Genomic DNA, 22,603 nt, shown 5'->3' on the forward strand with positions numbered 1-22,603 from the left:
TTCATTTTGATTTAACCAGACCATAAGGCGTATGTATAAACGTTCTGAATCATTTTTTAATGGCTATGATGGCTGTAAGCTTTTTTTGCAAAAGTGGATCACCGACAACGCAAAAGGCACTGTGTTTATTACACATGGACAAGCGGAACACTCAGATTGCTACCAACGCTTAATCAATGCTCTTGAGGGACAGGGTTGGAATTTCATCGGATGGGACCTTCGCGGCCACGGTAAATCTGAAGGCATTCGCGGTTACGCAAAAGACTTCGATGAATATGTTCTGGATTTCAATATTTTCCTAGAACACGGCTTAAAACTGCCGGAAGTTCAGGGAAAACCTGTAGTTCTTTTGGCCCACTCGATGGGTGGCCTGATTCAAACCTGTGCTTTGACAGAAAAAACCAGCTATAGCGCCGACGCGCAGATTTTGAGTTCTCCACTTTTCGGCGTAGCCGTCGAAGTTCCTGAATGGAAAGACAAAGGCGCTGGTTTCGTAAAAGCTCTAGTTCCTAAACTCACCTTAGGTAATGAGATCAAAACTGAACAGCTGACCCGCGATATAGATATTATGCGCGAATATGAACAGGACACGTACAGACACAATCGTATTTCAGCTGGGGTCTATCTTGGTTTTAAACGCGAATTTAATCGCATCTTAAGCCGTGCAACTGATATCCGTATCCCAACATTGATGCACATATCAGACAATGATCCAGTTGTTTCCAGCGAAAGTGCATTGAAGTTTTTTGATGCGATTGCCTGTGAAAACAAAACTCTTAAAATATTTGAAGGCGGAAAGCATGAACTTTATAACGACACGATTCGCGTCGATGTCTATAGAGTCGTCATCGATTTCCTGAAACAATTCGAGAAAGCTTAGAGGTCCATATGCCGACTATACTGAAAACAACACTGACAGCCCTCACCCTATTTTCTTTATTTTCATGCGCTAGCCGCCTGACGCCGCAACAGGGAATTCCCGAAATATCACTTGCAGGCTATCAATCTTTAATTAATGAAAAAACACAAAGAACTGAAGTTTATGAAGGGATCTCTAACATTTTGACGATTCAAGCCACGTGGTTAGATTCTCAAGTAACGGATGGAGCTCTTTCACATACGGCGCGTTTAGCTCAATGGAATGAACAAACCTACAAAGATGAGCGCGAAAAACGCATCAATGAAAATGCGGAAAGTACACGTTTCTTTGTTAGCTTTTTTACTCCGGAAAAAAAGTATTCTGATTTAGCCCGTTTAAAAAGCCTTTGGAAAGTCTTTCTTGAGGTTAATGGACAACGCTATGAAGGAAAAGCTGTTCGTGTAAAACAATCGTTGTCTGAGATTCAAGTGATGTACCCATTCCACAATCGCTGGTCGACTCCGTATATCATCACATTTCCAATTGCCACAGCTTTGGTTGAAAACAAAGCTGCCACTTTAACCTTTACAGGTGCGTACGCTTCGACTCAGCTTCATTTCGGAAAATAATCTGACCAACTTGACATATCTTAGACCGGCCTCACCTTAAGAACATAAGGGAAGCCGGTTTCCTTCTAAAAATTAAATGTTTAAAACAAAAACATCAGCTTACGGGCTGCTTTAGGAGGTATTATGAACGCACTTACACTATTAAATAATTTTGAACGAGAATTCGCTCATCCTTTTTTTCGCAACAATTGGCTGCGCGATTTCGACGCGGTTCCAACTCATAACTCATTACCATCTCATTTGTCATCTCAGATGACTTATAACGAGGAAAAGGCCGCATGGATGTTGACTGTCGAGTTAGCAGGCGTAACGAAAGAGAATCTAAAAATTGATACACTTGATGGCTACCTGCAAATCTCTGGCGAAAAAACTAAAGGTTTAACGCAAGGTAAATTCGAGGGTCGCTACCATCTTCCTGAGAATGTAAATCTTGATAAAGTCGAGGCTGCATTTGAAGATGGCATCTTAAACGTTGAAATCCCGCTACTTGCAAAACAACCGGCAAAAACGATTACGATTAAGTAGTTCTGATCTCCTTCGATCCCTAGATATTGAATACTGAGGCCGGTGGGCTAACCCGAAATGGGTTAGCCTTTTTTATTTTGGTCGATTAGGAAAGACCCCAAGATTTTTTGATCGCATCTTCTTCTGCTTCACTCGTCACTTTTTTAAATTTAGCTGGACGACCTTTGACGACGGCTTCACATTCTCCCCAAGTGGCGTGACGTCTGAAAACCCCATTGACATAGCTTAAGTACCACGCAGAGGTAGATGAACCACTTGAAGAATTCTTTTTCATTTCTGGTAATGGTTTTTTTTCAGGTAACTGAGTGACATCAAATAGGTAGGCGGCAGCGTTACCTTCATAAAGCTCGATGTAGTTGTTTTTCGAAAAGGCCACGGCAATTTCATCGCAGCGTTCATTACCGGCAATACCAGAATGTCCTTTTACAAAGTTCCATTCTATCTGTCCGCTAATTGTGGGTTTAACAGAAGCCACCGCTTGATCTAGCTCGATCCACAGATCACGATTTGAGACCTCTTCATTCGCAGCATTTTTCCAGCCCCGCTTTTTCCATCCGTGAATCCACTGTGTGATCCCACGAATGACATAGACCGAGTCTGTAAAAACTTGAATGCTTTCAATTTTCTGTTGAGTCGCCAAAATACGCGAATAGTTCAAAGCGGCAATAACGGCAGACATCTCCATGCGGTTATTAGTCGTTGCAGGATGGCCGCCACCTAACTCTTTTACTACTGACTGTTCTAAAATCACAATACTGCCCCAGCCACCCGGGCCAGGATTTCCTGAACAAGCGCCGTCACAGTAAATCACAATTGAATTAGTTTTCATAAAGTTAGCCTGCCACAGAAATACAGATGAGGCACTCATTATCCCAAACTTCAATCGGAGTAAAAACTTGGTATGGTCTTCGCTTACAGTACTTCAGAACCCAAAACTGAAGGATGAAAAGCGCTTTAAATGAAGATGAAAGCTACAATTTCCCTATTTTGTTGCACTGTCTTATTGTTAGCCAGCACGGCTATGGCTTCGTCCGTGGTTCCATCCGTAGTTTCAACTGCGGCTTCAAAAGCGCCGTCAACAACAGCTAGTGCAAAAACTCAATCAAAAACAAAAGTCAGTGCTCCAGCAGCGGCGACTCCTACTACTTTTGGTTTATTAGCGACAGCCACTCGCAGTACAAGTTTAGTGGATTTTCAAGATGGCTCTAAAAGCGATAGTGTCGATTATCTTTTCCGTCCTTCAGGGCGTTTTTCTTTTGGAACAGTTTCTCTTTCTATTGGTTACTCGCAGGATTTACGAGACGATACGGAAAGAGCCGCAGATTGGTCAGATGCTTCTATTGCGTGGGCTCTAAATCCTACAAAACTCAAATGGTCTAACAAAGAACAAAATGCACGTCTAACGTACTCGTTAAGCGCAATCATTCCCGTTTCAAAAAATTCTCGTATCCGCGATCAATTGCAAACATCCGTTAGTGGAAGCTTAGGGTTTGGTGTTTCTCCTGTAGATGATGGCTTTTCCTATGGTGCCCGCGTTTCATTTGGCAGAAACTTTCATGCTTATTCCGAAAATATTAATGGCTCTGTTCTAAATCAGTACTCATCAAATCAAAGCCTCAATGCGGGATACACCTACGGGAATTGGGACCTTTCCTTATCTTTTACAAATATGGCCCGTTGGTCATATCAGGGTAATGTTCGTAGTTCTTTCGACTTGTCAGAAGAACTGACGTATTCATTTAATAAGAATTTTTCTTTAGCGGTTGGACACACGAATAGCGGTTCGAATTTGAAACCAAATGGTGTGGACACAAATATTAGTCTTTTTAACGAAAACAGTTCCATAGTTTACGCGACGCTAGGGGTAGCCTACTAAGCTACTGCATAGCAAAGGAGTATGTATGAGAAAACAAATGCTTTTTATAACAAGTCTGATGGTGACCGCTACTGTCATGAGCTCTTGTACGAAGACGCGTAAAGCAGAACTGCCGGAATCACAACAGGCCAGTGTCTTTGCTATTAGTGAATTTGGTGAAACGTTAGAAAGCTCTCAGTATAAAGTGGCGGCGCGCTCTACGGATACAGCTCGCGGCAACAGTATTCATGCTGTTGATCTTGAGGATCAAAACCTTTTAAGCTCACAGGATGTCTTAGTACCAGCTCGTTTGAAATTTATGTTTCAAGATCTTCCTTTAAGCCGCCAATCCGCAGCTCAATTTGAAGTGACGTTCTCGGTGGATAAGGAATACATCACAGCTTATAAAATCTCGAAAAATCCAGCAGAGCTTAGTGTTGTAGAAAAATCCATCGCTTTCACGGCGCGGGAACTCCAACTGGCTTTGCGTAGCTCTCGTCACTCAGGCGTGCAAGCACAAGCCTTTGACAATGACAGACGCTCTGCGGTTCAGGAAAAAGAAAGCATTAAAAAAGGACGTATCGCCGGTACACTTCTAGTCCCTCTTTTCAAATATAAAATTGAGACCTACGGAACTTTAACGCGTACAAAAAATGATTTAAAAGAAGAGACGTCTCGTCTTGAACTTCAACGTACAGAGTGGAAAGAAGCTACGCATATTCAAATTTCCCCTCGCACTGATAGTCGTCAGGTGATTGGACAAAACATCAACCAGACGAAGCAACTTCGCCAGATTTATTCCGAGAGTGAAATTGACAACCAGTTACTCACTGCTGAAGAGCTTCAAAGCCGTCTTTCTATAGGCATGCGCTTTATCGAACCAGATAAAAAGGTCTTCACGCGTCTTGATGCTGAATACATGCGTATTTACGAAGTCACTCAGACATCTCAATTGAACGAAAACCAACTACGTCTTTTACGCAATCACGCAGGGAATCAAGAGATCCTCTCTTGCCAAGATCCTGCTGTACGGGCTCATATGACCTCTGCTGATGCCGACTGTGTTTTGATCTTAAAAGCCAATATCCCTGTCTCTTATAAAACAGCTCGTCTTGCTGAAATCGAATCGGGTATTTCAGGCAGTGCCATCGAGTTTGAAAATGTCGACCGCTCACGCTCTATTGGGCTTGTTGAAATTCAAGAAAATATAGCTGCAGCACAAGTTGATATTTCGGGAGCATTAGATCCCAACAGCACTATTAAATTAGCGGACATTCAAGGTGAGTTTTTCTACCGCCGTACATTCGAGTCGGCATCTAATATGTTCCTAGGACGCACAGGAACATCCGGCGATATGGCGATTGTGCGCTTTGAGTTAGAAGACAATCGCATTGTGGTTCGCAACCAACAATCCCTTATCAAGTACACAGGGCAAGGTGCAAAAGACCGTGAAGAGCTGATGTCATTCCCAGTGAAATATATTCGCATGAGTAATACGGATGCACGCGGGGCCACTCTCACGATTCCGAAACCTCAAGAGACCACAAAAGAACAGGCTGAATACGCCGTCATTGATTGGACTCGCAATACAGTACCGGATTCGACGTCTCCGCTGGCTTTCTATGCGGGTGGCAGTTGCTTTGCGGCCACTTCATCATTGCGTGTGACTGACACAGATATGCGTCTGGCAACAGATGGTGTTTTAAACTACTCACTCAGTGGTTCTTACACTGTACGTCCTGATCTTTCCTGCGTTCCTGTAAAAGATGTGAACTCGGCTTATTGGGGCGGTTCCTATCAGTTCAACTTTAATGTGGTAGAACGTATCTCGTTCTTAAAACACACAAAACCTGAATCTGATACGCAGTTCACGGCCAATATTTCACACATGGCGCAGGCTGCCTTTAACTACGGAGTCTTTACATTAGCTGATCGCGTAACTGGAAATGGTTCGCTGATGAATCGTGATGGTAGCGAAAAGTACATGCCGATTCTTCACGACTTCCGTAATGGAAAAAAATTAAAATACTACGTCGGTGGATTAAATAACTCCGAAGTAACCAACCCTGAACGACGTGAGTTGATCATTTCAGCTACTCGCCAAGTCATTGATGAGTGGAACAAAACTCTTCGCTATGCCTTCCGTGGCACACCACTAGAAAGACGCGGAGACTATGTTGAGATCGTCATTGATGAAGGAGACAATACAGGTCATTTAGGTGATCTTGATCGCAACTATATCTGGTTCCAAGAGCTGATCGCAGAAAATGGTCTTTTAGGTGTGGCTCAACCTGCGGCCAACCCACGTTCTGGAACTATTCAAGCGGCGAATGTTATTGTCTACTCTGGAAATACATTTAACCAAACGGAAACTCTGTTAAAAATTAACGAGATCTCACGCGCTTATGAAAAACAGCTCGAGTCAGAAAAAGGCAGACTGAAATCTTTAGCCTTAGCTCAGCAAGAAGTTATATTCTCGGCTGATCTTATAGACTCCTTAACAGAAGCATCAGCCAACGGGGCTAACACGACTTCAAATAATGCCGTTACTTCTTCTGCAAGTCAGCGACAGATTTTATCACCCCTAATGAACAGCTCACTGACAAGTGACGCCTTAAAACTTGCATTAGATGGAATTAAAACTCCAAAAGCGCAGATGAACTTCAGCCGTATCGTATCCCGCGATATTTTGCAGAATGCTGTTAAACCTCAGAAAATTGAATACGCACTTAACAATCAAACTTTCCTGAAAAAGTTAGTTGAAATTTCCGCAAGCAAAAAATCAGCTCATCCCTACGAATTAGAGCTAGAAGTCAACAAAGCCTTCATTCAATATGGTGGTTTAGACGAAAATACAAAACAGCTTTTAAGCCGACGCTCAGAAATGTTAGATGCGGCTATTCAGTTTGATAATAACTCAAAACATAGACCGGGATGTTTCTTATACTCTAGAAATGATATCAATGATGCGGCTTTAGTTTTAGACAAAGACCCACATAAGAACTTGATGTTGAATTTCAAGAAAAACATCATGAGCACATTGTCACATGAGTTAGGGCATGCATTTGGATTGATGCATAACTTCAAAGCCTCTACAGATAAGGCGAATTACGAATTTCCTGAAGACAAAGACCGCCCAACAGGACGTAACTACTCGTCTATCATGGACTACATAGCAGATATTGATATGCACTACGCAGGACCGGGGCCTTATGATGCCCATGCTGTACGCGCAGCTTATACGGGTTTAGTTGAAATCAATCCGACTGTGACAGCCAGTGATGAACAGTTCCAGCAATTAGGTCCTAAAGTTAGTTCGCAAAATCTAGTGAGCATAGAAGATTTAGCAAAAGTGGTTGCGCTTAAAAAGAATCAACCGGCTTCTGCAGCCTCTTACGTCCACATGACTAAAGATACGTTGAATACTCTTGGTCTTACAAAATACTACGCTCAATGTGATGACACAGGAGTTTCTTCAAGTGCACTTTGTACCCGCTTCGATACAGGTGGAGGCGCACAAGAAATCGTAGATAATTTAATACAAGATTATCATCGTGGTTATATCAATCGCAATTACGTGTACGACAAGATTATCTTCGGTGGTTCGCAAAAAGTACAAGTGATCACCCGTAATATTTCTTTATTCCAAAATATCCGTTCGTTCTTGGATGAAGCTATTATCAACCTCATCAATGGAACCGGTTTATCAGAGGAGCAAAGTTCACTTGTAGTAAATGATCAGTTGTTGGCAGCCCTTAAAGGCTATCAATTCTTCCATGAATTACTACGTACTCCTGAAGCCAATAATGTCTCGTTAATGCCAGAAAGACTTGCGACTGGTGAAATCGGACCTAACCCACGCCTGATTGCTATTCCATATACTTACAAAAATCCAGAAGGCAAAGAGGTTCGCGATGTTAAAGTTCTAGAAAGTCGATCTACACGCGATGTTTTAATGTCTCGTGATAAAATAGATACGATCGGTATTGCTTATGACAGAATCTTTTCTATGTTGTTCTTGATGCAGTCAACAGCAGCTCCGAACGCTCTGGATGCTCAAAGCAGTAATATCTCGTACATCAATTTTGAACAGTGGTTCTTGGGTATGTCAGACCCAACAGACTCTTTGACATTAAATACAGTTTTAGGTGTCTTGATGAATAATCTTAAAGCTGGATTTTTCTCTCCATCAGGGGGACTGTTAAACACGTCTATTCCAGTACAAATCAGTCGTGATCTATCGAATCAAACAGCCCTTGCCACTGTGATTGGACTAGCTGAATCTAAATGGTCAGCACATGATCCTTTTTCAGATATGTTCAAAATAGCACGCTCTTCTTTAGCGAATGCACCGAAAGATCGCTTCAACTCAGTTAAGCCGGGACAAGATCGCTCTTTATCTGATACACGTGTGTACTATGCTCCTCAAAATGCATGGGGTTCATCTGTATTAGTAAATGCGGCCGCTCGTAATGAGTTTTACATGACTCAACGTGAAGTTCTGTGGACTGGCATGGCGCAACTTCTAGAGGCAGACTCTAAATACCGACAGCCGATCAATGCACTGATCGCAGCCGCTTGTAATGCCGACATGAATAGTGATGCGTGCAAAGCGGCTCGTCAAAAAAGTTTAGATCAGTATCTACAAGAAAATCCGGCGATTGCTGCAGCAAAATCTGAAGCTGACGCGAAAGCCAACGCTTTTGTCGCTCAATTACGAGAACTAAATGCTGATGGACTCCTGCTAAGTAAACGTCTTGATACGGCCGAATCTGAAGTGAATTTAGAAAAGCAAGTCGAGATGGTACGTTCGGCTCTGACTTTAGCTGATCAAGTGATGCGAGCAAAGACTACGATTGAAGCGCAAAGCCCTGCTAACGCAGCCATGGTGGCTTCTATGATTCGCTCTAGCTTTGCTGAGTTGAAAACACGGAACGAATCCCTAGCGCAACTGCAATTAGTCAGCACAGCCTACGACTTTTTGTACAATGCTACGGAAGAAGTCGAAGTTAAAGTACCGGGGTCTCGAGCTATTACAGCCAGTACAATTGTGTCATGGTTAGCTCCTGTAAACCGCATTGAAAATGAGCTTTCGCATCAACAGGATGTAATTGAAAAGTTATCTTTGTTTTCAAGTGCTGTTGATCCGGACCTTGTTAGCCCATAACTCGCAAAACTCGCTCTTGCAGTGCTTGTTATGCACTGCGGGCTTCCCTCAACCATCATCCTGTGCTTTTATAGAATTATAGGAGCACAGCATGTTGGAAGTTCAGAATATCAGCATCCGAAGTTTAGAAAACTTCAGCTATTCACATCCTCAAAATACGCAAACTCTTGTGCTCGGAGCCAGTGGTAGTGGTAAATCAACTTTATTGCAAGTGATCCAAGGCCATCTTCCTGTTTCAGCTGGAAATGTTTTAAATAAATTTTCACAGACAGGAATGATCTATCAGGATCTTAATCTTATTTCCCATCTGAGTGCCCATGAAAATGCCTTTTTAGTTTTATCTACGCCTCAGCTAGCAGTCTTCCAACAACTCGTGACCAGTTTAGGAATTCTACAGCTTCATCGTCCTGTCAAAACGATGTCTATGGGGGAACGTCAACGCGTTTCTGTTGCGATTGCCTTAGCTCATCAGCCCGATCTTCTTTTAGCAGATGAGCCCACATCCCATTTAGATCCCGAGATGGCCTTAAAGACTTTAGAGATTATTTTAAAGCACAGTAAATCGTTGATTCTTGTATCCCATGATCACCATTTTAAAAGTCACTTCTCTAAAATAGTCGAAATCGGGAATCTCAAATGATGTCGATAAAACTACTTAAATCCAGTGGAATCTACCTCAAACGCTATTTCCTAAGTTACATTGTGGTTTCTGTTGCTTTTGCCGTGATGAGCTTTGGCTTTGGGAAACTATTAGTCGATTCCACTCAGCAATACCGCATGATTCGTTTTTTTTCTGAGTTTCCTTACGATCTCATTGTACCCAAAGGAAATGCTTTAGAGTCCTTATTATTTGTTGAAAATATTCGCGACAATAACTTAACAGATTATATTCCTTCTAATCTGTACAACACGCTAAAAGAAAATCCAGAGCTTCAACTAACGCCGCTTCTTAAACAAGAGACTCAGGGAAATACCGTGACCATCGCCACAGATCTAACGGAGGCTGAGTTTAATAACCGCCTTCGTTTCTTAAGCCAGCACGGAGCGCAAATTAAAACTATTCCTCTAGAGCAAAGCTACAAGTTAGATCAGCTTTGGGGACAGGCCATTGTTAACGTCATCTTAGTCAAAGGTTCACCATCGGTTCGAAACGAATTAAAAAGCCTCGTACAAAAGAAGACTGTAGCTGAGTATGTGTCGACAGAAGATAAAGTCGTGCAAATTATGAAACTAATGGGATGGACGCCATCTTCATTGATTGTGAATTGGTTTATCTTTGCTGCTGTCTTTGTGGCCATTACGGTTTCCATGGTGATTTCACTACGTCCACTTTGGAGTGAAATTTCTGGTGTCTTAAGCCGCTGGAACTTTAAACCACAGCAAATCGTGCTACCTGTTATTTTACCGGCACTGATTATCTATGCGACAGCTCTTTTGCTGCTTTGGCTTTCTGTCTATTAGAAAAGCTGCTTTAACTCTTCAGGCATTTGCTTTTGAAATTCCTGAGCATTGGCAAAGACTTTTTGCTTCACCACTTTTTCCACAGGGTACACAACAGACTGAATGATCTTTTTTTGAGGTGAAGCTATTTTCATCTGCAAAAGTGCCTGCGTGTAAATAGACAACTGCCTGAACGCTTGCTCTGAATAAAATGAACTTCCTGTTTTATAATCTAAGACATGGATTTCATCCTCTAATTCAGCCCATAAATCTATCTGACCCTGAATAAATCGTGACGGCGTTTTTAAACCAAAACCCCACTCGTTATGTCCCGCTTGCAAAATCTTTTTCAGATCTATTTCTTTTAGCTGCAACAAGTACGTCAGACTCTCTTTGTCTTCATCCGCCAGACTGGATTGCAACTGCTCTTCATCAACGTATTTCAACGCTTCGAAAACACGATGCAGATCAGACCCTTTTTGCGCCTTTTTAAGATTTAAAATGGTTCGCTCTTCATTGAACTGTGATGCAGCCTCTGCGGTCGCAGATGCTGTAATAGAAGGGTTCGAGATCAGTTCGGTCACCGACTGTGAGTCTTCGACAGTCCCCTGTGGAGTCAAAAACAGCGGGCGCACCGCCGCTGATGACAACTTATCTAATTTAGCATTTTCTAGTTTTTCATCCATAGTGAGTGAGAGCACGCGATATTTTCCACCAATATGCTCACCATCTTCTGGCCAATTTGAACGCTTCAGCCAACTGCTTTCAGAGGTCATGTGGCGCTCGGTTTCTGCCACTAAAGTTAAGCTCTCGATCGCACGGGTCATAGCCACATAGAGCACGCGCTCGTGTTCCTTCAATTCACGCTCTTTAAATTGTTCTGTGATCACAGCTGCCCAGCGGGACGCTTGATGTTTCGAATTTTCCTCATCATAAACTGCCAAGCTGATCAATTCTGATTGTTCATCAAAACTGAGCTTAGGCGTGCGTGAGAGCTGTGGGGTATCTGCAAAGCCAATAACGATGACGTGTTTGAACTGCAAACCTTTTGAAGCATGAACAGTCATCAAAGAAACACAATCCGGCTGTTCTACAGGCTGTGCCTCACCAGAAGATGAGCCCAGATCTGACTGCAGTGATAAAAATTGTTCATCGAGGAAAAGACCTAAAGAAAACCCTGAGGCTCGCTCGGCCTGTGCTAGCGTGGTTAAAAACTTAAAGATATTCGCTTCGCGCTTTCCGGTTTTGTCGTAAGCGGCGGATAAGGCCATAAAACGACTTTCTTTAATAAACTCCTGCGTTGTTTGTGAGGCACCACGAGTGTTAAAAAAATCTAGATATTTCTTAAATTTTTCTTTCTGCGCAGAATTAGAATATTGCAAACTCGCCCATAGAGACTGCTGCCTTGCAATCGGGTTGTGTGCCAAACTTAACAGCTCACTGTCTTCAATAAAAAACCACGGGCTACGTGCTAGGGTCACAAAATTTTCATTGTCGTGTGGATTATTAAAGAAGCGATTCAGCGCAATCAAATCCAAGATTTCACGTTTTTCTTCAAATCCTGCTGCCGCCTGTAGCTGCACGGGAATTTGCACCTGCGCTGCACGGACCGCAATCTCGTTTAACTTAGAGTTATTTCTAGAAAGGACGCATATATCCTGTGGCAAAACTCCCTGATCCAAAAGACGCCGAATATGCACAAGCACCGTTTCCACCTGCTCTGGAGACTTTAAGAAATAGGCATCATAGGGAAGGTTCCTTTTCGGCGAGGACTCTGGTTTGGTCAGCATCGGTCGAAATTGATTACTGAAATCCGCAAAGAAATCATTCATAAATAGCATAAGCGACGCTTCAGACCTGTAGTTTGTTTCTAAGAACTGAATCTGCGCTTTTTGCGCCTGCATCTCTTGCATTTTTTGTTCAAAGACTTCCGAACGGGCTCCGCGAAAAAGATAAATACTCTGTTGAGGATCGCCCACGACAAAACAAGGTCTGTCCCCGATCAGGCGATTTAAAATCTTCACCTGTAATGGGGACGTATCCTGATACTCATCCACCATGAAATAATCCCAAGACTGTGAAAACTCTGTCGCTGTTTCGGGATGAAGTTCACTGAGCTGTAACGACATCGTTTCGAGATCCGCAATCGTCAGCTCACCCGTGTTTTGTCTATGCTCTTGCATACGTGAATAGAGCTCATTGAGGTAGCGAATAAATAAAGCGTTCAAGGCCTCGTGCTTTTGGATATAGTTTTCTGTATCGAATAAATTCTTTAGTTTTTTAGCTCGCAGGTCCTCTAAAATATTATGGGCATCCACATCAAAAGGCGGCTTTGTTTTCGAAAAGACTGGTTTCGAGGGCATGTTATCCAACTGCTGTAAGAAATCTAGCTCTCGTCCCTGTTGTAAACTCACAGCTAAACCGCGCAAGTGATCCAGATAGATTTGCCACTTGTCTGGTACCGCCGTGATAAGTCCTAAAATTTTTTCGATCTCGTCAACGATAGCTTTTTTTTGTCCTTCGGAAATTCGCTGCAATGCCTTGGCGTTGGCATAGGAAAGTTTGGGATATTGTGATTTAAGTTCTAAGGCTTCAATTGAAATTTCAGTCAACGCCGTGAAAGAGTACTGCTCTAATAGCTCTAGATATTCAGGATGTTTCTTTAAAAGCTCATTGATTTGGCGTTTTAAATGGCGGACATATTGTTGTGAATCCACGATACGAATATCCTGAGGAAACTTCATTTGCTCAGCATATTGCGATAAATAAATACTCAATAGCCCATGAATTGTTGAAATATGAACGTAAGATTTTTTATTGATGTATTCGAATATTTCTTTTTCATTTTCTTTTAAAGCGCTGACTAACAACCGCTCTTTAACTTCTTGAGTCGCCTTGCGAGTAAACGTTGTCATCACAACACGGGGGAATCGCCCCTGCTGCTGACGAAATTCGCGTACAAAGTTTAAGAATGTACCGATCAGTTTCGTGGTTTTACCAGCACCGGCTCCCGCTCGAATAAACTGCGATCCCAGAACTACATCAGATGTGGGGCTCGACATAGCTTCCTCCAATCACATTCTTTACAGGTTTCAAAGTCCGCAGGCACCGTACTGAAAATAGATTCATTTAACTTTGTCAGCACCTCTGCCACTTTAGCAGAAAATTCATTCTTAAATTCTTGTAAGACTTCATCTGCAATTAAGGATTTATTTCGTTTCGTCATGCCAAAATCAGTTAAAGCCAGTTCTTGCTCAATAATCCCTTTGCTCAAATCAAAAGTTTTATATTGATAATATAAAGCAGCTTTAACTGGAGCAATGTCATCCGTGGCATCCTGCGACAACAGCTCTAAAGATAACATGTACAACATCATCTGAAATTGCAGCTTGGTCAGCCATGAACCATAGTTCGAAACCTGATAGGATGACGATTTATAGTCATAAACCACTGTGTAGTTTTTCTGCTTGTGTGTATCTATACGATCAATACGGAAGTTAAATTGAAAACCGACCTCTGGTTTAGACGCGGCAAACTTCAACTGCTGCAAATCAAAATGTACCTGCACGACTTTTTCAGTCTGAGTTTTGAAAAATTTTAATCGATCTAACTCAAAGTTATAAAATCGCTCGGCTAAAAGTACTAACTTAGCCCGTTGAATCTGCCAGTGAGAATCCTGCTGGCGGTATAATCCAAACTCTTCCCTTTTTTCATCCAAGAAATTTTGTACACCAGCGATGGTGTAATTGCCATTTTCCATTTGCTGCAGGCAGTACTCAAAAAGAGCATGGACTAAGGAACCCCGCTGTCTTGGATCTAAATCTAAAGAGATCTGTGGCAAATCTCGAAGACGAAAGCCCTTAGCGGCTAACAATTTGAATCCACACTGTGCATAGTTTTCCACGTCACTGACAGATAATTCTTTAAAGACAGGTGAAACCACTTTACCTTCATAGCCGTGTAAATCCTCTAACAGGCGTTTTTGGCTAAAAACAGAAGCCTCCACATCCCATTGGCTTTGGGCCCCCATGTTTTTTTGTAATTCATCTAGGCGTGTCGGCTCGGGATTTAAAACCGCTGATACCGGAGAGTTCTCAATAAAAAACAGGGAAGAATTCAATGGCTCGGCTTTAAAGCTCATGTGGGACGTTGTAAATAATGTATTTTGATCGCAAGAAAGCCCCTGCCAACGCAGGTTGAAATCCGCATAACTTTCTTCAGAAAAATCCACCGCCAAATCAAACTGCGAACGCAAAGTCATCGAATCCTGCAAGGACATCAAAGAGGTCTGTTTCTTATGATAGAACTCATCGTTGAGGCCCAAATAGATTCGGTGCGAGACCTCGATCATCTGCGCTGACATCAGTGGTAAGACATAAACTCCCTCTTGGGTATCACGTTCAATCGTGATTTCTTTGCTGCTGAGGCGGTTTTTTAGAAACTGTGTCCAACGCGAAAAACGCATACGAATATTAAGACTCTGCCCTAAAAAATCCTTAAAAATCAATTCAAACAATTCATTTTTATTTTTACTTGTAGGCAGTAGCATCCACACTTTCACCATGGCTGCTAAAAATCCATCGCGATCAATTTCGCTGTTGAAATCCAACTGACGATAGAAAAGATCTTTAATCTTTTGATCACGTCCCAAGTCGTCTTGATCATAAAGTTGATAGAAGAGCGATTTGAATTTATCAAAATTCAAATTAGCTTTTTCATTATCTGCAAAGTAAGAGCGCTCAAGACTGTCCCATGCCACATCGCTGGAATAGCTTTTAAGTGCAGCTAAAAGACTTTGTACATCACCCAGACTGTTCAAGCGGGCCACAATTCCTTTACGAGCTGGTAACCCCTCTTCGAACAAATAATGACGAAGTACAGGCCAGTAGCTTTCGATTTCAGTTGAAACAATGGCGATCTGATTAAGATCCACCCCAGCTTCAGCCCATTTTCTAACTGTCGCCACAGCAAATTTAATTTCGGCTAATTGAGTTGAAAGACGCACGAACTGCTCAGACGACAGTTGATGAGAGGGATAAGCCTTCACATCAACCGCACTGAGTTCCTGAACTTTTCCGAAGCCAAAGTTTTCTTTATAGGTATTCAGTAAATAGGGAAATTTTTCCTTCCAAATCGGCTCAGGTGTCACTAATGTCACCTGTTGCTGCTGGGACAGATGCTTAAAGAGCCCCATTTCGACTGTGGTGAGTTCGCTTCCCAGATCTACGATCATCTTACGTGGCCAAGAAAAAATAGCCAGATCTACTGTCTGTAAATAGGCAGCACTCCACTTGGAATCTAATGCTTTTTTTTCTTCGACAATATATTTCAAACAGATCTTAGACAGTTTATACCAGCGGTGCCACTTTTTGGGTTGCGACTGTGAAGATAGCCACTCTGTTAAAATTTCATCACTGGCAGGATGCAACAGAATAGGTGCGAACTCTTGTACCGCTTTATCTAAAGTTGAGGTTTCACTTTCTAAAACACCTAACTTTTCGCCATACAGATCGACAAAGTTTTGAATTAAAGAGCGAATAAAGTCACTGCCTACCACTTGCAGCGTCGGTTCAATGCGACGAATCCAAAGACGCCAGAAGTCACTGACGCGCATGATAGCATCATCAGTGAAATAACCCTGTTGTTTCACACACTCATTTTGAATTTCTTGTTTAGATTTTAGATCCGAAACAATCCACGTATCCGTTAAAGGATTATATGTTTTTAAAAGCGATTTGATTTGTTCTGGATTTTGAACTTTTAAAAACTCGAGCATACGCCCAATAATAGACTATCTTCGCTGCTTAAGTCTTCTTTTTTTCCCTGCAGAATCCTGTAATTTGAAGCTTTGATCAAAATCCAAGCTCAGAGTGACACTGACATGGTAGTTATCGCTGCGTGCCTGCCCTGCATAAGTGCCTAACTCATTAGCGTAAGCTGCGGCATCTACCTGAAGGAACCACAGATCAATACCCGCGCCATAGGTAACATAGCCTTGATTAAGACCTGCTCGTAAATTGATAAGGCCAAAGGAAGCCTCTGTTCCCAAATGCAACTTACGGCTCAGATCATCCCCACTGTCTGTACGAATAAATTTATATTCAAAGGCATGGGTAAAATCCACCAACATCAACTCATGTTCTAAAGAAACACCAAAACTCAAATTATCATACTGACTTGGCGGAGCCTTATTTCCAGAAGCATGGCTGAACGTTGTCACCCCTAGATCTTGCCACGTAAAAGAGAATGTCGGCTTAAGAGGATGTTCCAAAGTCGCCATAAAGCCCAAATCTAACGAATGCCCCACTCCACGATCTTTAAAGTTTTGGTCAGCAATTGAGTTCGCATTAGAACCGATCAAGCTAGATACGTTGATCTCTTCATTTCCACCCCAGCGCTTAATGTGCTTAGCGGCTAAGCCTAAAGAGACATTTTTTCCTAAAGGCAAAGCCCCCGCCACCACATATCCATAGTCGCTGACGAAATCCATATTAAAAGTCGGAAATGTCGGATCACTGAATTTCATATGAGTGTAGTTATTACTGAAAACTCCAAAGCCGATATAAGGCATAGCAAAGCTCGCTCGCCCTGTCACATCTGCCATGAAGCTTTTGCCATACAGCTTATCTAAATCACTTGCCGTAAAATCACTGCGCCCCTCGAACTGCTTCGCCACATCGGCGACAGTTTTTGATGCTCCCACTTGAGCTTGCGCCAATGTCAGTGCGAATCCGTCCATCCTTGCCAAGGCGGCTGGATTAAAAAACACCGCATCAGAGCCACGCACATGGGACATACAAGTTCCACCCATCGCCCAACAACGGGATTTCAAACCAGCTTGATAGAGCTCTGCAAAAGCAGAAGGAATTGTCAGGATAAAAATAAATATAAAACTCAAAAAAGACTTCATGGCGGGCAAACCTCCGGTGGATTGGCTTGAGCATTCGCTGTCCCGACACCGTAGTCAGCCGTATTCATTAAAGAACGCATTGCAAATCTCATAGTTCCAGTAATCTGCGCCGGATCTGTAGTCGCACACGAGCCACCGCAGACATTGATAGCATCTTGAATCGTCGACGATGAGCCTTGCCCAATCTGATCTACAGAAAGATATTGAAAGTTTTCAACCATGTGACCATATCCTAAGATGACATGATCCACTTGCGTGTTATCCAATTCGCAGGCTGTGCTTGTGGGTATACTGCCACTTGGGCTTAAAAAATCCGTTATTCCATCCCCACCAACAGGTACATTATCAGTATATAAGCGAGTCGCTGTTCCTACGAGTACCATTCCTAATACCGCCGCAAACGTATTATGTTTCGCCGTTCTTGTGTCTATGGCAGACAATGTCTGTAAAGCCAACACACAGGATTCTGGAGAGATATGTTTGACGCTTTCGTCCGGTGGAACTGGTTGTGGATCGTACACGAAAGGACTGGCCAGCATTTTGAAAACACTTGGCGTTGGCGAAGTCACCGCTATCAGTTTTTGTGTGTAATTTACAAAATGCAAACCGCATCGTCCGGCGTAACCACTGGCTAAAATCTCTTTGGCTTGTACGGATTGCTGGGCTTCCCAACTGACTCGTTGGGTGATGATATCAATAGCCTCTTGGTATTTTTTATTATCTACAGCCGCTTTGGCTTCGTACAACAACGCTTCGTCTGAGTTGGCATCGCCCAATTCCCCTAGCACATTTGTGCAGGAGCTGAGTCCCACGGTTGTCATTAAAAAACAAACCACCAACCATCGCATCGTCTAGAACCTCAAAGAAAGTTTCGTGTTCACACGTCTGTCTTCACGGGGATTATCGCGCGTTCCGATCTCTTCACCATAAGTGGCAATCTGCCATGATAAATACTCTCCGGCGATTTCGATTCCGGCTGTGGCATAACGCTGATTATAGCCCACGCGGAAAAAGAAAATATCGCGGGCATTTAATTCAATCCCCACGTGAACTCGCTTCGCATTGTCATCATCTTCACGGGAGTTCGTAACATCTGAATACTCTACAGTCCAAACACTGCGCACTTCATTCGAGTGAATCGGGAATAATGCCGCGGCCACATCAACACTTTGTTTCACTGTGTTGGGGCGCGTATTTGTGCGCATACGCCAGCCATCGCGTTTATCAAAAACGGTGTCGCCGATATCACGCACGACGACTCCTAAAGTTGGCAAATACGTCCACGGAGCTTGTAAAAGTAAACCACCATCAAAGGCCACAGCAGTTCCTTCAGAGCCAATGGTCTGCATGTCCGTCGGTCCACCGACAGCTAATGCAGGATTATCCACTTCAATACGATTAATCAGTTTCGCGCTGCCACCGATTTTGATACGTCCATCAAAAAGACGCAGATTCACACCAAAGACTGCTCCGAAATCATTTACATATTTCGTATCCATCACAGTCGGATCACTGGATTTGATTTCTGCACTGATTTCATTTTTATAAATTAAGCCTAACCCGATATTACGCATCACCACCGCTGGAGTGATCTGTGTTTTCGAGCGATAAAATGTATCTTGTTTCGTATTTAGTTTTTCCATCACCTGACGGATATCAATCTGCTCGGGTGTTAGATTTGTAGAACCTTCGACCTCTGGATCTAAAAGTGTTCCATAGACATCGCGCAAACTTCCCAGATTCGCCGGATTACGATACAGAGAGGTATCATCACTGGTAATCGCAACAGAAGCACCACCCATACCGAGCGAACGCGTATTATTATACAACTCGTACCATTCGTTAATAGCGAAAGCCTGTGAACTCCATAACGAAATCAAAAGTGATGTCGTCACTGAAATCGAGGCTAGAAAAGGTACACGTCCTGTGTTTTTTAAAATCCGTCTCATAATAAGATTATCGGTCCATTCTAACATAAACTTGAGTCAGAATGAGACAGTAATCGCTTTGTCTATACGGCCTTTGTCTGTGTAGGAAGATCAAAACTTATCAGTCGTATTTAGACTGCGCTTAGTAAAAACCAGAACGACTTTGGTCTGATAGACGAAGGACGTGATGAGACGCGAAACTTTTGTGTTTGTGTAGAGAGGCAAGAAAAACTAATATGAGTTTATGAAGAAAAAAATTATTATTGGCCTCATAGTAGGAGCAATTATTACTCTGACGACTATCGGGACTTATATCCAACTCAACCCAAACAAAATACCAACAGAATACAAATCTGAAAAAGTTATTACGTCCAACAAACCAAACGTATCAACTGAAACATTACCCGAAAGCGAAACAATCTTTAAAAAAGATGATTGGTCTGGCGAAATTGTTCCTAAAGAAAGTCACGTCGGTCAAGCCTACCCCTTGTGTGGAAGATACGATGTTCAACCAGCTTTTAGAAATTCTGATATGAAAGAAAAACTTTATTCTATCCCCTCCTGTTATCAAATTCGTGTCAACTTAGAAAGTAACAACCTCATTTTGTTCGAAGTTTTAGAAGAGAAAGAAGGAAAGCTAAAAATAAAAATGAAAGGTTTAGCAGATCCAGAACATAACGAGTCTGAGTTAAAAAAATTTACTATCGAAGTTAACGAAATTCCAGAGGGTCAAACTGGAGTGGTCAGCATTATGTGGGTTGGTGCTGACGAAGATGAAATAAAAAAACAACATCAAGAAGTGGATACTATCGCTAACACCGCTGCATGGATTGATAAAAGAGCCATCACGACAGCTTGGTCTCTGTGGGATGGCCAACAAGAACATTTGTTGACATCGTTAGGGGCTACTTTAGAAAAAAGTCCACCTGGAATATGGTATATATCAGATGGTGGATTATGTCATGGCAGCGGCAGTGGAGAGGAATCACAACTTACAAACAACTCTCAAGAAAGCGGTATTCGGATGAATATAAACTTTGATCCATCAGCAGACTGTGGAACGTAGAAATGAAGCTGATTTTACTTTTCACACTATCAGTATCATTGACTACTCTTGCCGGACCTGACATTGATCCTCGAGTAATTCTTTTTAATAACGCAGAAAAGCACATCACAACTGATGCAGACAGGTTAATATTGGGCCCAGGTCGTCTGCAAAAGCATTTTACGCTTCACTGTACAGAAAAATTCAATCGTATCTTTTCACAACAAAGCGAAATACGACATTACCATGAAAACAAGTCGTGCATAGCTAAAACTCATAAACTAGTACCTGACTTCGATGCAGATAAAGTTTTGTATTCCCGCTATGATTGCCTTTGGCGAATTGATAACTGCTTAGATATAAAAAACACTACATCTCCGCATGAGGTTCTATACGAAAAAGGCCAAATGTTTTTTCTTTCGGACAAAGATTCTGTTGATATTGAAGAAAGTTATACTCTAAGCGCGCAAGAACAAAAAAAATTAGTTGCTAAAATCAAAACTATCCCTTCACTTGAAAAAGTAAACTTTATATACGCCCGCCCAGCTGAAAACTGGGCTACACGTAAAATAGAATTAGAAAAAACTTGGCCCATTGATAAACATAGAGATATTTTTTTACATGTTTTAAAAGTTCAACCCGATAAAAACACCCAATCTACACACTCCAGCGGTGATTTGGATGTTTTAATTATCGTCTTAGAATCCGGTTCTAATTTGTACTTTTTAAAACATTCCTATATAGAATACATTCCTGATTATCCTGTCGTTTACAATGACCATGATGCTTCGCACGTGCAGACTGATTTTTATGTCTTAGATAAAAAATCGTCTGTAGGTTTAATCAAAATAAACGGATCTTTTTACCGACTTTTGGATGACGGGACTGTTGAAAGTATTCCATACGCTTATCAATGGGACTGATTTTTCAAAACCCTTTAATTGAATACGGAGACTTCTGTACCCAATACTCAACACGTGGGCACAGATCTCTTCTTAATAGTGGACCGACTGAAATAATTAAAATTATACCTATTAAACTTACGATTAAAGTGCTTTTTTTCAATCCCACACAAGAACGTCGAATAACATATAGACAACAAATAGCGGCGACAGAAAACTCTGCTAATTCTTCTATTACCCTTGTCGGATTCGGATAGAGATTCGACCTCAAGAATAGCGCCACTACGATCAAGAACCCTACACTACCAATATATAAAAAGTCTTGTCGTTTAAATGGATATTCCCGAAACCAAAAGTAGGATAACACTAATGCAACTGAGGCCTGTATATAAATATAATACAAAGGACTTAATCCTGTATTTTCAGCAAAGCACTCATGTGCCTGCCCTAACTCGTCAGCAAACAAAAAAAGTCCGTATAAAACAACAGACCATGAAAAAAAATTGTTTTTTACAGAGCTGGCAATAATAACCGCTGTCGCCACAAACAACAGTGCGGTTGCCCAAGCCCAGAAGGCATGTTCTATCTGCGGAGCAAAGAATCTAAAAAAAAGTAAGAGCTCTTCGTTTAAATTTATTTTTTCAACTGACTCCATCACTGAGGACCTCTCTACTAATAAACTCTATATTTTTTATCTTTGGCAGTAATCAACGCCATCCATCTCTTCAGCCGAAATAGGTTTACCTTTAGCATCAATTTTATAATATCCCGACGATAATTTCGGAGCCATATAGTTACTAGCAAAATGACTTAATCGGCCACTTTTTAAATAAATGCTTGCTGGGGTGGGAATAGCATAGCCTCTAACTTTTACAGATTGATTGATTCTACAAAAGCAGAGGTTACCTTGCGGGTCAAATTCTATAAATTCTACACAACTCCACTTTCCTATTTTGAAAGTTTCATCATTTTTCAAATCAAATCCTCTTATTTTTCCATCTACAACACTGAAGATTGTATTTTCTGACACCTTATTCCCCATAAAAACTATAGGTTCCGTGTTTCTTACACCAATTTCAACATCAGTATAGTTTCTTGGATCATTGTTATAATCTCCGCCGCTAACTTCTACTATTTTCATTTTTTTAGAGGAAATACTTAACTTTTTAAACAACTCTTCTAAAGCGTTCCGTTCTTTCTCTTTAAGAATTATCGTATTGTATTCCTTTTTTGCGGCGGTAGCTTGAGCATAGCTGATTAAACTAAAAGAAATGAAAAATAGCTTGATTAGAATTAATCGTCCAATATCCAAGAAGTTAAAGTATACATTTGTCATTTGCCTC

General features: G+C 41.8%; 17 protein-coding genes. 9 read left to right on the top strand and 8 right to left on the bottom strand.

Annotation, left to right across the window (positions count from 1 at the left end; genetic code table 11):
- Positions 1-31 precede the first annotated feature (31 nt).
- The 3 genes from A11Q_RS09975 to A11Q_RS09985 all read left to right on the top strand — a co-directional run bounded on the left by A11Q_RS09975 (position 32) and on the right by A11Q_RS09985 (position 2,013).
- A complete protein-coding gene (locus A11Q_RS09975) occupies positions 32-880 on the top strand; it encodes an alpha/beta hydrolase (RefSeq protein WP_015470685.1) in 849 nt (282 codons plus the stop codon).
- Positions 881-888: 8 nt separating this feature from the next.
- Positions 889-1,488, top strand: coding sequence for a hypothetical protein (locus A11Q_RS09980; protein ID WP_015470686.1), 600 nt, complete (start codon positions 889-891; stop codon positions 1,486-1,488).
- Between the two features lie 123 nt (positions 1,489-1,611).
- The gene (locus tag A11Q_RS09985) at positions 1,612-2,013 is read left to right on the top strand and encodes an Hsp20/alpha crystallin family protein (RefSeq protein WP_015470687.1); all 402 of its coding nucleotides are present in this window, start codon (positions 1,612-1,614) and stop codon (positions 2,011-2,013) included.
- 85 nt (positions 2,014-2,098) lie between these two features.
- On the opposite strand, the gene rnhA is transcribed toward A11Q_RS09985, so the two are convergent.
- Entirely contained in the window at positions 2,099-2,842 is a 744-nt protein-coding gene (rnhA, locus tag A11Q_RS09990) for a ribonuclease HI (RefSeq protein WP_015470688.1), read from the bottom strand.
- Between the two features lie 129 nt (positions 2,843-2,971).
- On the opposite strand from rnhA, the gene A11Q_RS09995 reads away from it, so the two are divergent.
- From A11Q_RS09995 to A11Q_RS10010, 4 genes are all read left to right on the top strand, one after another.
- Positions 2,972-3,889, top strand: coding sequence for a hypothetical protein (locus A11Q_RS09995; protein WP_015470689.1), 918 nt, complete (start codon positions 2,972-2,974; stop codon positions 3,887-3,889).
- A 25-nt stretch (positions 3,890-3,914) separates the two neighbouring features.
- The gene (locus tag A11Q_RS10000) at positions 3,915-9,035 is read left to right on the top strand and encodes a zinc-dependent metalloprotease (RefSeq protein WP_015470690.1); all 5,121 of its coding nucleotides are present in this window, start codon (positions 3,915-3,917) and stop codon (positions 9,033-9,035) included.
- 91 nt (positions 9,036-9,126) lie between these two features.
- Complete coding sequence (locus A11Q_RS13610; RefSeq protein ID WP_015470691.1) at positions 9,127-9,675, top strand: ATP-binding cassette domain-containing protein; 549 nt, start codon at positions 9,127-9,129, stop codon at positions 9,673-9,675.
- A complete protein-coding gene (locus A11Q_RS10010; RefSeq protein ID WP_015470692.1) occupies positions 9,672-10,496 on the top strand; it encodes a hypothetical protein in 825 nt (274 codons plus the stop codon). The genes A11Q_RS13610 and A11Q_RS10010 overlap by 4 nt, the downstream gene beginning before the upstream one ends.
- Here A11Q_RS10010 and A11Q_RS10015 read toward each other — a convergent pair.
- Genes A11Q_RS10015 through A11Q_RS10035 form a run of 5 tightly spaced genes read right to left on the bottom strand, consistent with a single transcriptional unit; the run spans position 10,493 to position 19,334 of the window.
- Positions 10,493-13,537 (bottom strand): UvrD-helicase domain-containing protein, encoded by a 3,045-nt coding sequence (locus A11Q_RS10015; RefSeq protein ID WP_015470693.1) that lies wholly within the window; start codon positions 13,535-13,537, stop codon positions 10,493-10,495. The two genes, A11Q_RS10010 and A11Q_RS10015, sit on opposite strands and share 4 nt — an antisense overlap.
- The gene (locus A11Q_RS10020) at positions 13,513-16,251 is read right to left on the bottom strand and encodes a PD-(D/E)XK nuclease family protein (RefSeq protein WP_015470694.1); all 2,739 of its coding nucleotides are present in this window, start codon (positions 16,249-16,251) and stop codon (positions 13,513-13,515) included. Before A11Q_RS10020 ends, A11Q_RS10015 begins: the two co-directional genes overlap by 25 nt.
- A gap of 15 nt (positions 16,252-16,266) precedes the next feature.
- On the bottom strand, positions 16,267-17,385 hold the full coding sequence (locus A11Q_RS10025) for a hypothetical protein (protein ID WP_015470695.1): 1,119 nt from the start codon (positions 17,383-17,385) through the stop codon (positions 16,267-16,269).
- Positions 17,382-18,233: a hypothetical protein gene (locus A11Q_RS10030; RefSeq protein ID WP_015470696.1), complete on the bottom strand. Its 852-nt coding sequence runs from the start codon at positions 18,231-18,233 to the stop codon at positions 17,382-17,384. Before A11Q_RS10030 ends, A11Q_RS10025 begins: the two co-directional genes overlap by 4 nt.
- 3 nt (positions 18,234-18,236) lie before the next feature.
- The gene (locus A11Q_RS10035) at positions 18,237-19,334 is read right to left on the bottom strand and encodes a PorV/PorQ family protein (RefSeq protein ID WP_235044600.1); all 1,098 of its coding nucleotides are present in this window, start codon (positions 19,332-19,334) and stop codon (positions 18,237-18,239) included.
- 223 nt (positions 19,335-19,557) lie between these two features.
- Here A11Q_RS10035 and A11Q_RS10040 point away from each other — a divergent pair, with 223 nt between their 5' ends.
- The gene (locus tag A11Q_RS10040) at positions 19,558-20,379 is read left to right on the top strand and encodes a hypothetical protein (RefSeq protein ID WP_015470698.1); all 822 of its coding nucleotides are present in this window, start codon (positions 19,558-19,560) and stop codon (positions 20,377-20,379) included.
- A gap of 2 nt (positions 20,380-20,381) precedes the next feature.
- Positions 20,382-21,281 (top strand): hypothetical protein, encoded by a 900-nt coding sequence (locus A11Q_RS10045; RefSeq protein ID WP_015470699.1) that lies wholly within the window; start codon positions 20,382-20,384, stop codon positions 21,279-21,281.
- 4 nt (positions 21,282-21,285) lie between these two features.
- On the opposite strand, the gene A11Q_RS10050 is transcribed toward A11Q_RS10045, so the two are convergent.
- Complete coding sequence (locus A11Q_RS10050) at positions 21,286-21,918, bottom strand: hypothetical protein (RefSeq protein WP_148284983.1); 633 nt, start codon at positions 21,916-21,918, stop codon at positions 21,286-21,288.
- Positions 21,919-21,951: 33 nt separating this feature from the next.
- Positions 21,952-22,596 carry a hypothetical protein gene (locus tag A11Q_RS10055; protein ID WP_015470701.1) on the bottom strand — a complete coding sequence of 215 codons (645 nt, stop codon included), beginning with the start codon at positions 22,594-22,596 and terminating at the stop codon, positions 21,952-21,954.
- Positions 22,597-22,603 lie beyond the last annotated feature (7 nt).

Origin of the sequence: Pseudobdellovibrio exovorus JSS (genome assembly GCF_000348725.1) — a bacterium.
GTDB lineage: Bacteria > Bdellovibrionota > Bdellovibrionia > Bdellovibrionales > Bdellovibrionaceae > Pseudobdellovibrio > Pseudobdellovibrio exovorus.

Coding starts and splice junctions, on each gene's coding strand:
- A11Q_RS09975 (WP_015470685.1), top strand. CDS start 32: ATGTATAAACGTTCTGAATCATTTTTTAATGGCTATGATGGCTGTAAG.
- A11Q_RS09980 (WP_015470686.1), top strand. CDS start 889: ATGCCGACTATACTGAAAACAACACTGACAGCCCTCACCCTATTTTCT.
- A11Q_RS09985 (WP_015470687.1), top strand. CDS start 1,612: ATGAACGCACTTACACTATTAAATAATTTTGAACGAGAATTCGCTCAT.
- rnhA (WP_015470688.1), bottom strand. CDS start 2,842: ATGAAAACTAATTCAATTGTGATTTACTGTGACGGCGCTTGTTCAGGA.
- A11Q_RS09995 (WP_015470689.1), top strand. CDS start 2,972: ATGAAGATGAAAGCTACAATTTCCCTATTTTGTTGCACTGTCTTATTG.
- A11Q_RS10000 (WP_015470690.1), top strand. CDS start 3,915: ATGAGAAAACAAATGCTTTTTATAACAAGTCTGATGGTGACCGCTACT.
- A11Q_RS13610 (WP_015470691.1), top strand. CDS start 9,127: ATGTTGGAAGTTCAGAATATCAGCATCCGAAGTTTAGAAAACTTCAGC.
- A11Q_RS10010 (WP_015470692.1), top strand. CDS start 9,672: ATGATGTCGATAAAACTACTTAAATCCAGTGGAATCTACCTCAAACGC.
- A11Q_RS10015 (WP_015470693.1), bottom strand. CDS start 13,537: ATGTCGAGCCCCACATCTGATGTAGTTCTGGGATCGCAGTTTATTCGA.
- A11Q_RS10020 (WP_015470694.1), bottom strand. CDS start 16,251: ATGCTCGAGTTTTTAAAAGTTCAAAATCCAGAACAAATCAAATCGCTT.
- A11Q_RS10025 (WP_015470695.1), bottom strand. CDS start 17,385: ATGAAGTCTTTTTTGAGTTTTATATTTATTTTTATCCTGACAATTCCT.
- A11Q_RS10030 (WP_015470696.1), bottom strand. CDS start 18,233: ATGCGATGGTTGGTGGTTTGTTTTTTAATGACAACCGTGGGACTCAGC.
- A11Q_RS10035 (WP_235044600.1), bottom strand. CDS start 19,334: ATGAGACGGATTTTAAAAAACACAGGACGTGTACCTTTTCTAGCCTCG.
- A11Q_RS10040 (WP_015470698.1), top strand. CDS start 19,558: ATGAAGAAAAAAATTATTATTGGCCTCATAGTAGGAGCAATTATTACT.
- A11Q_RS10045 (WP_015470699.1), top strand. CDS start 20,382: ATGAAGCTGATTTTACTTTTCACACTATCAGTATCATTGACTACTCTT.
- A11Q_RS10055 (WP_015470701.1), bottom strand. CDS start 22,596: ATGACAAATGTATACTTTAACTTCTTGGATATTGGACGATTAATTCTA.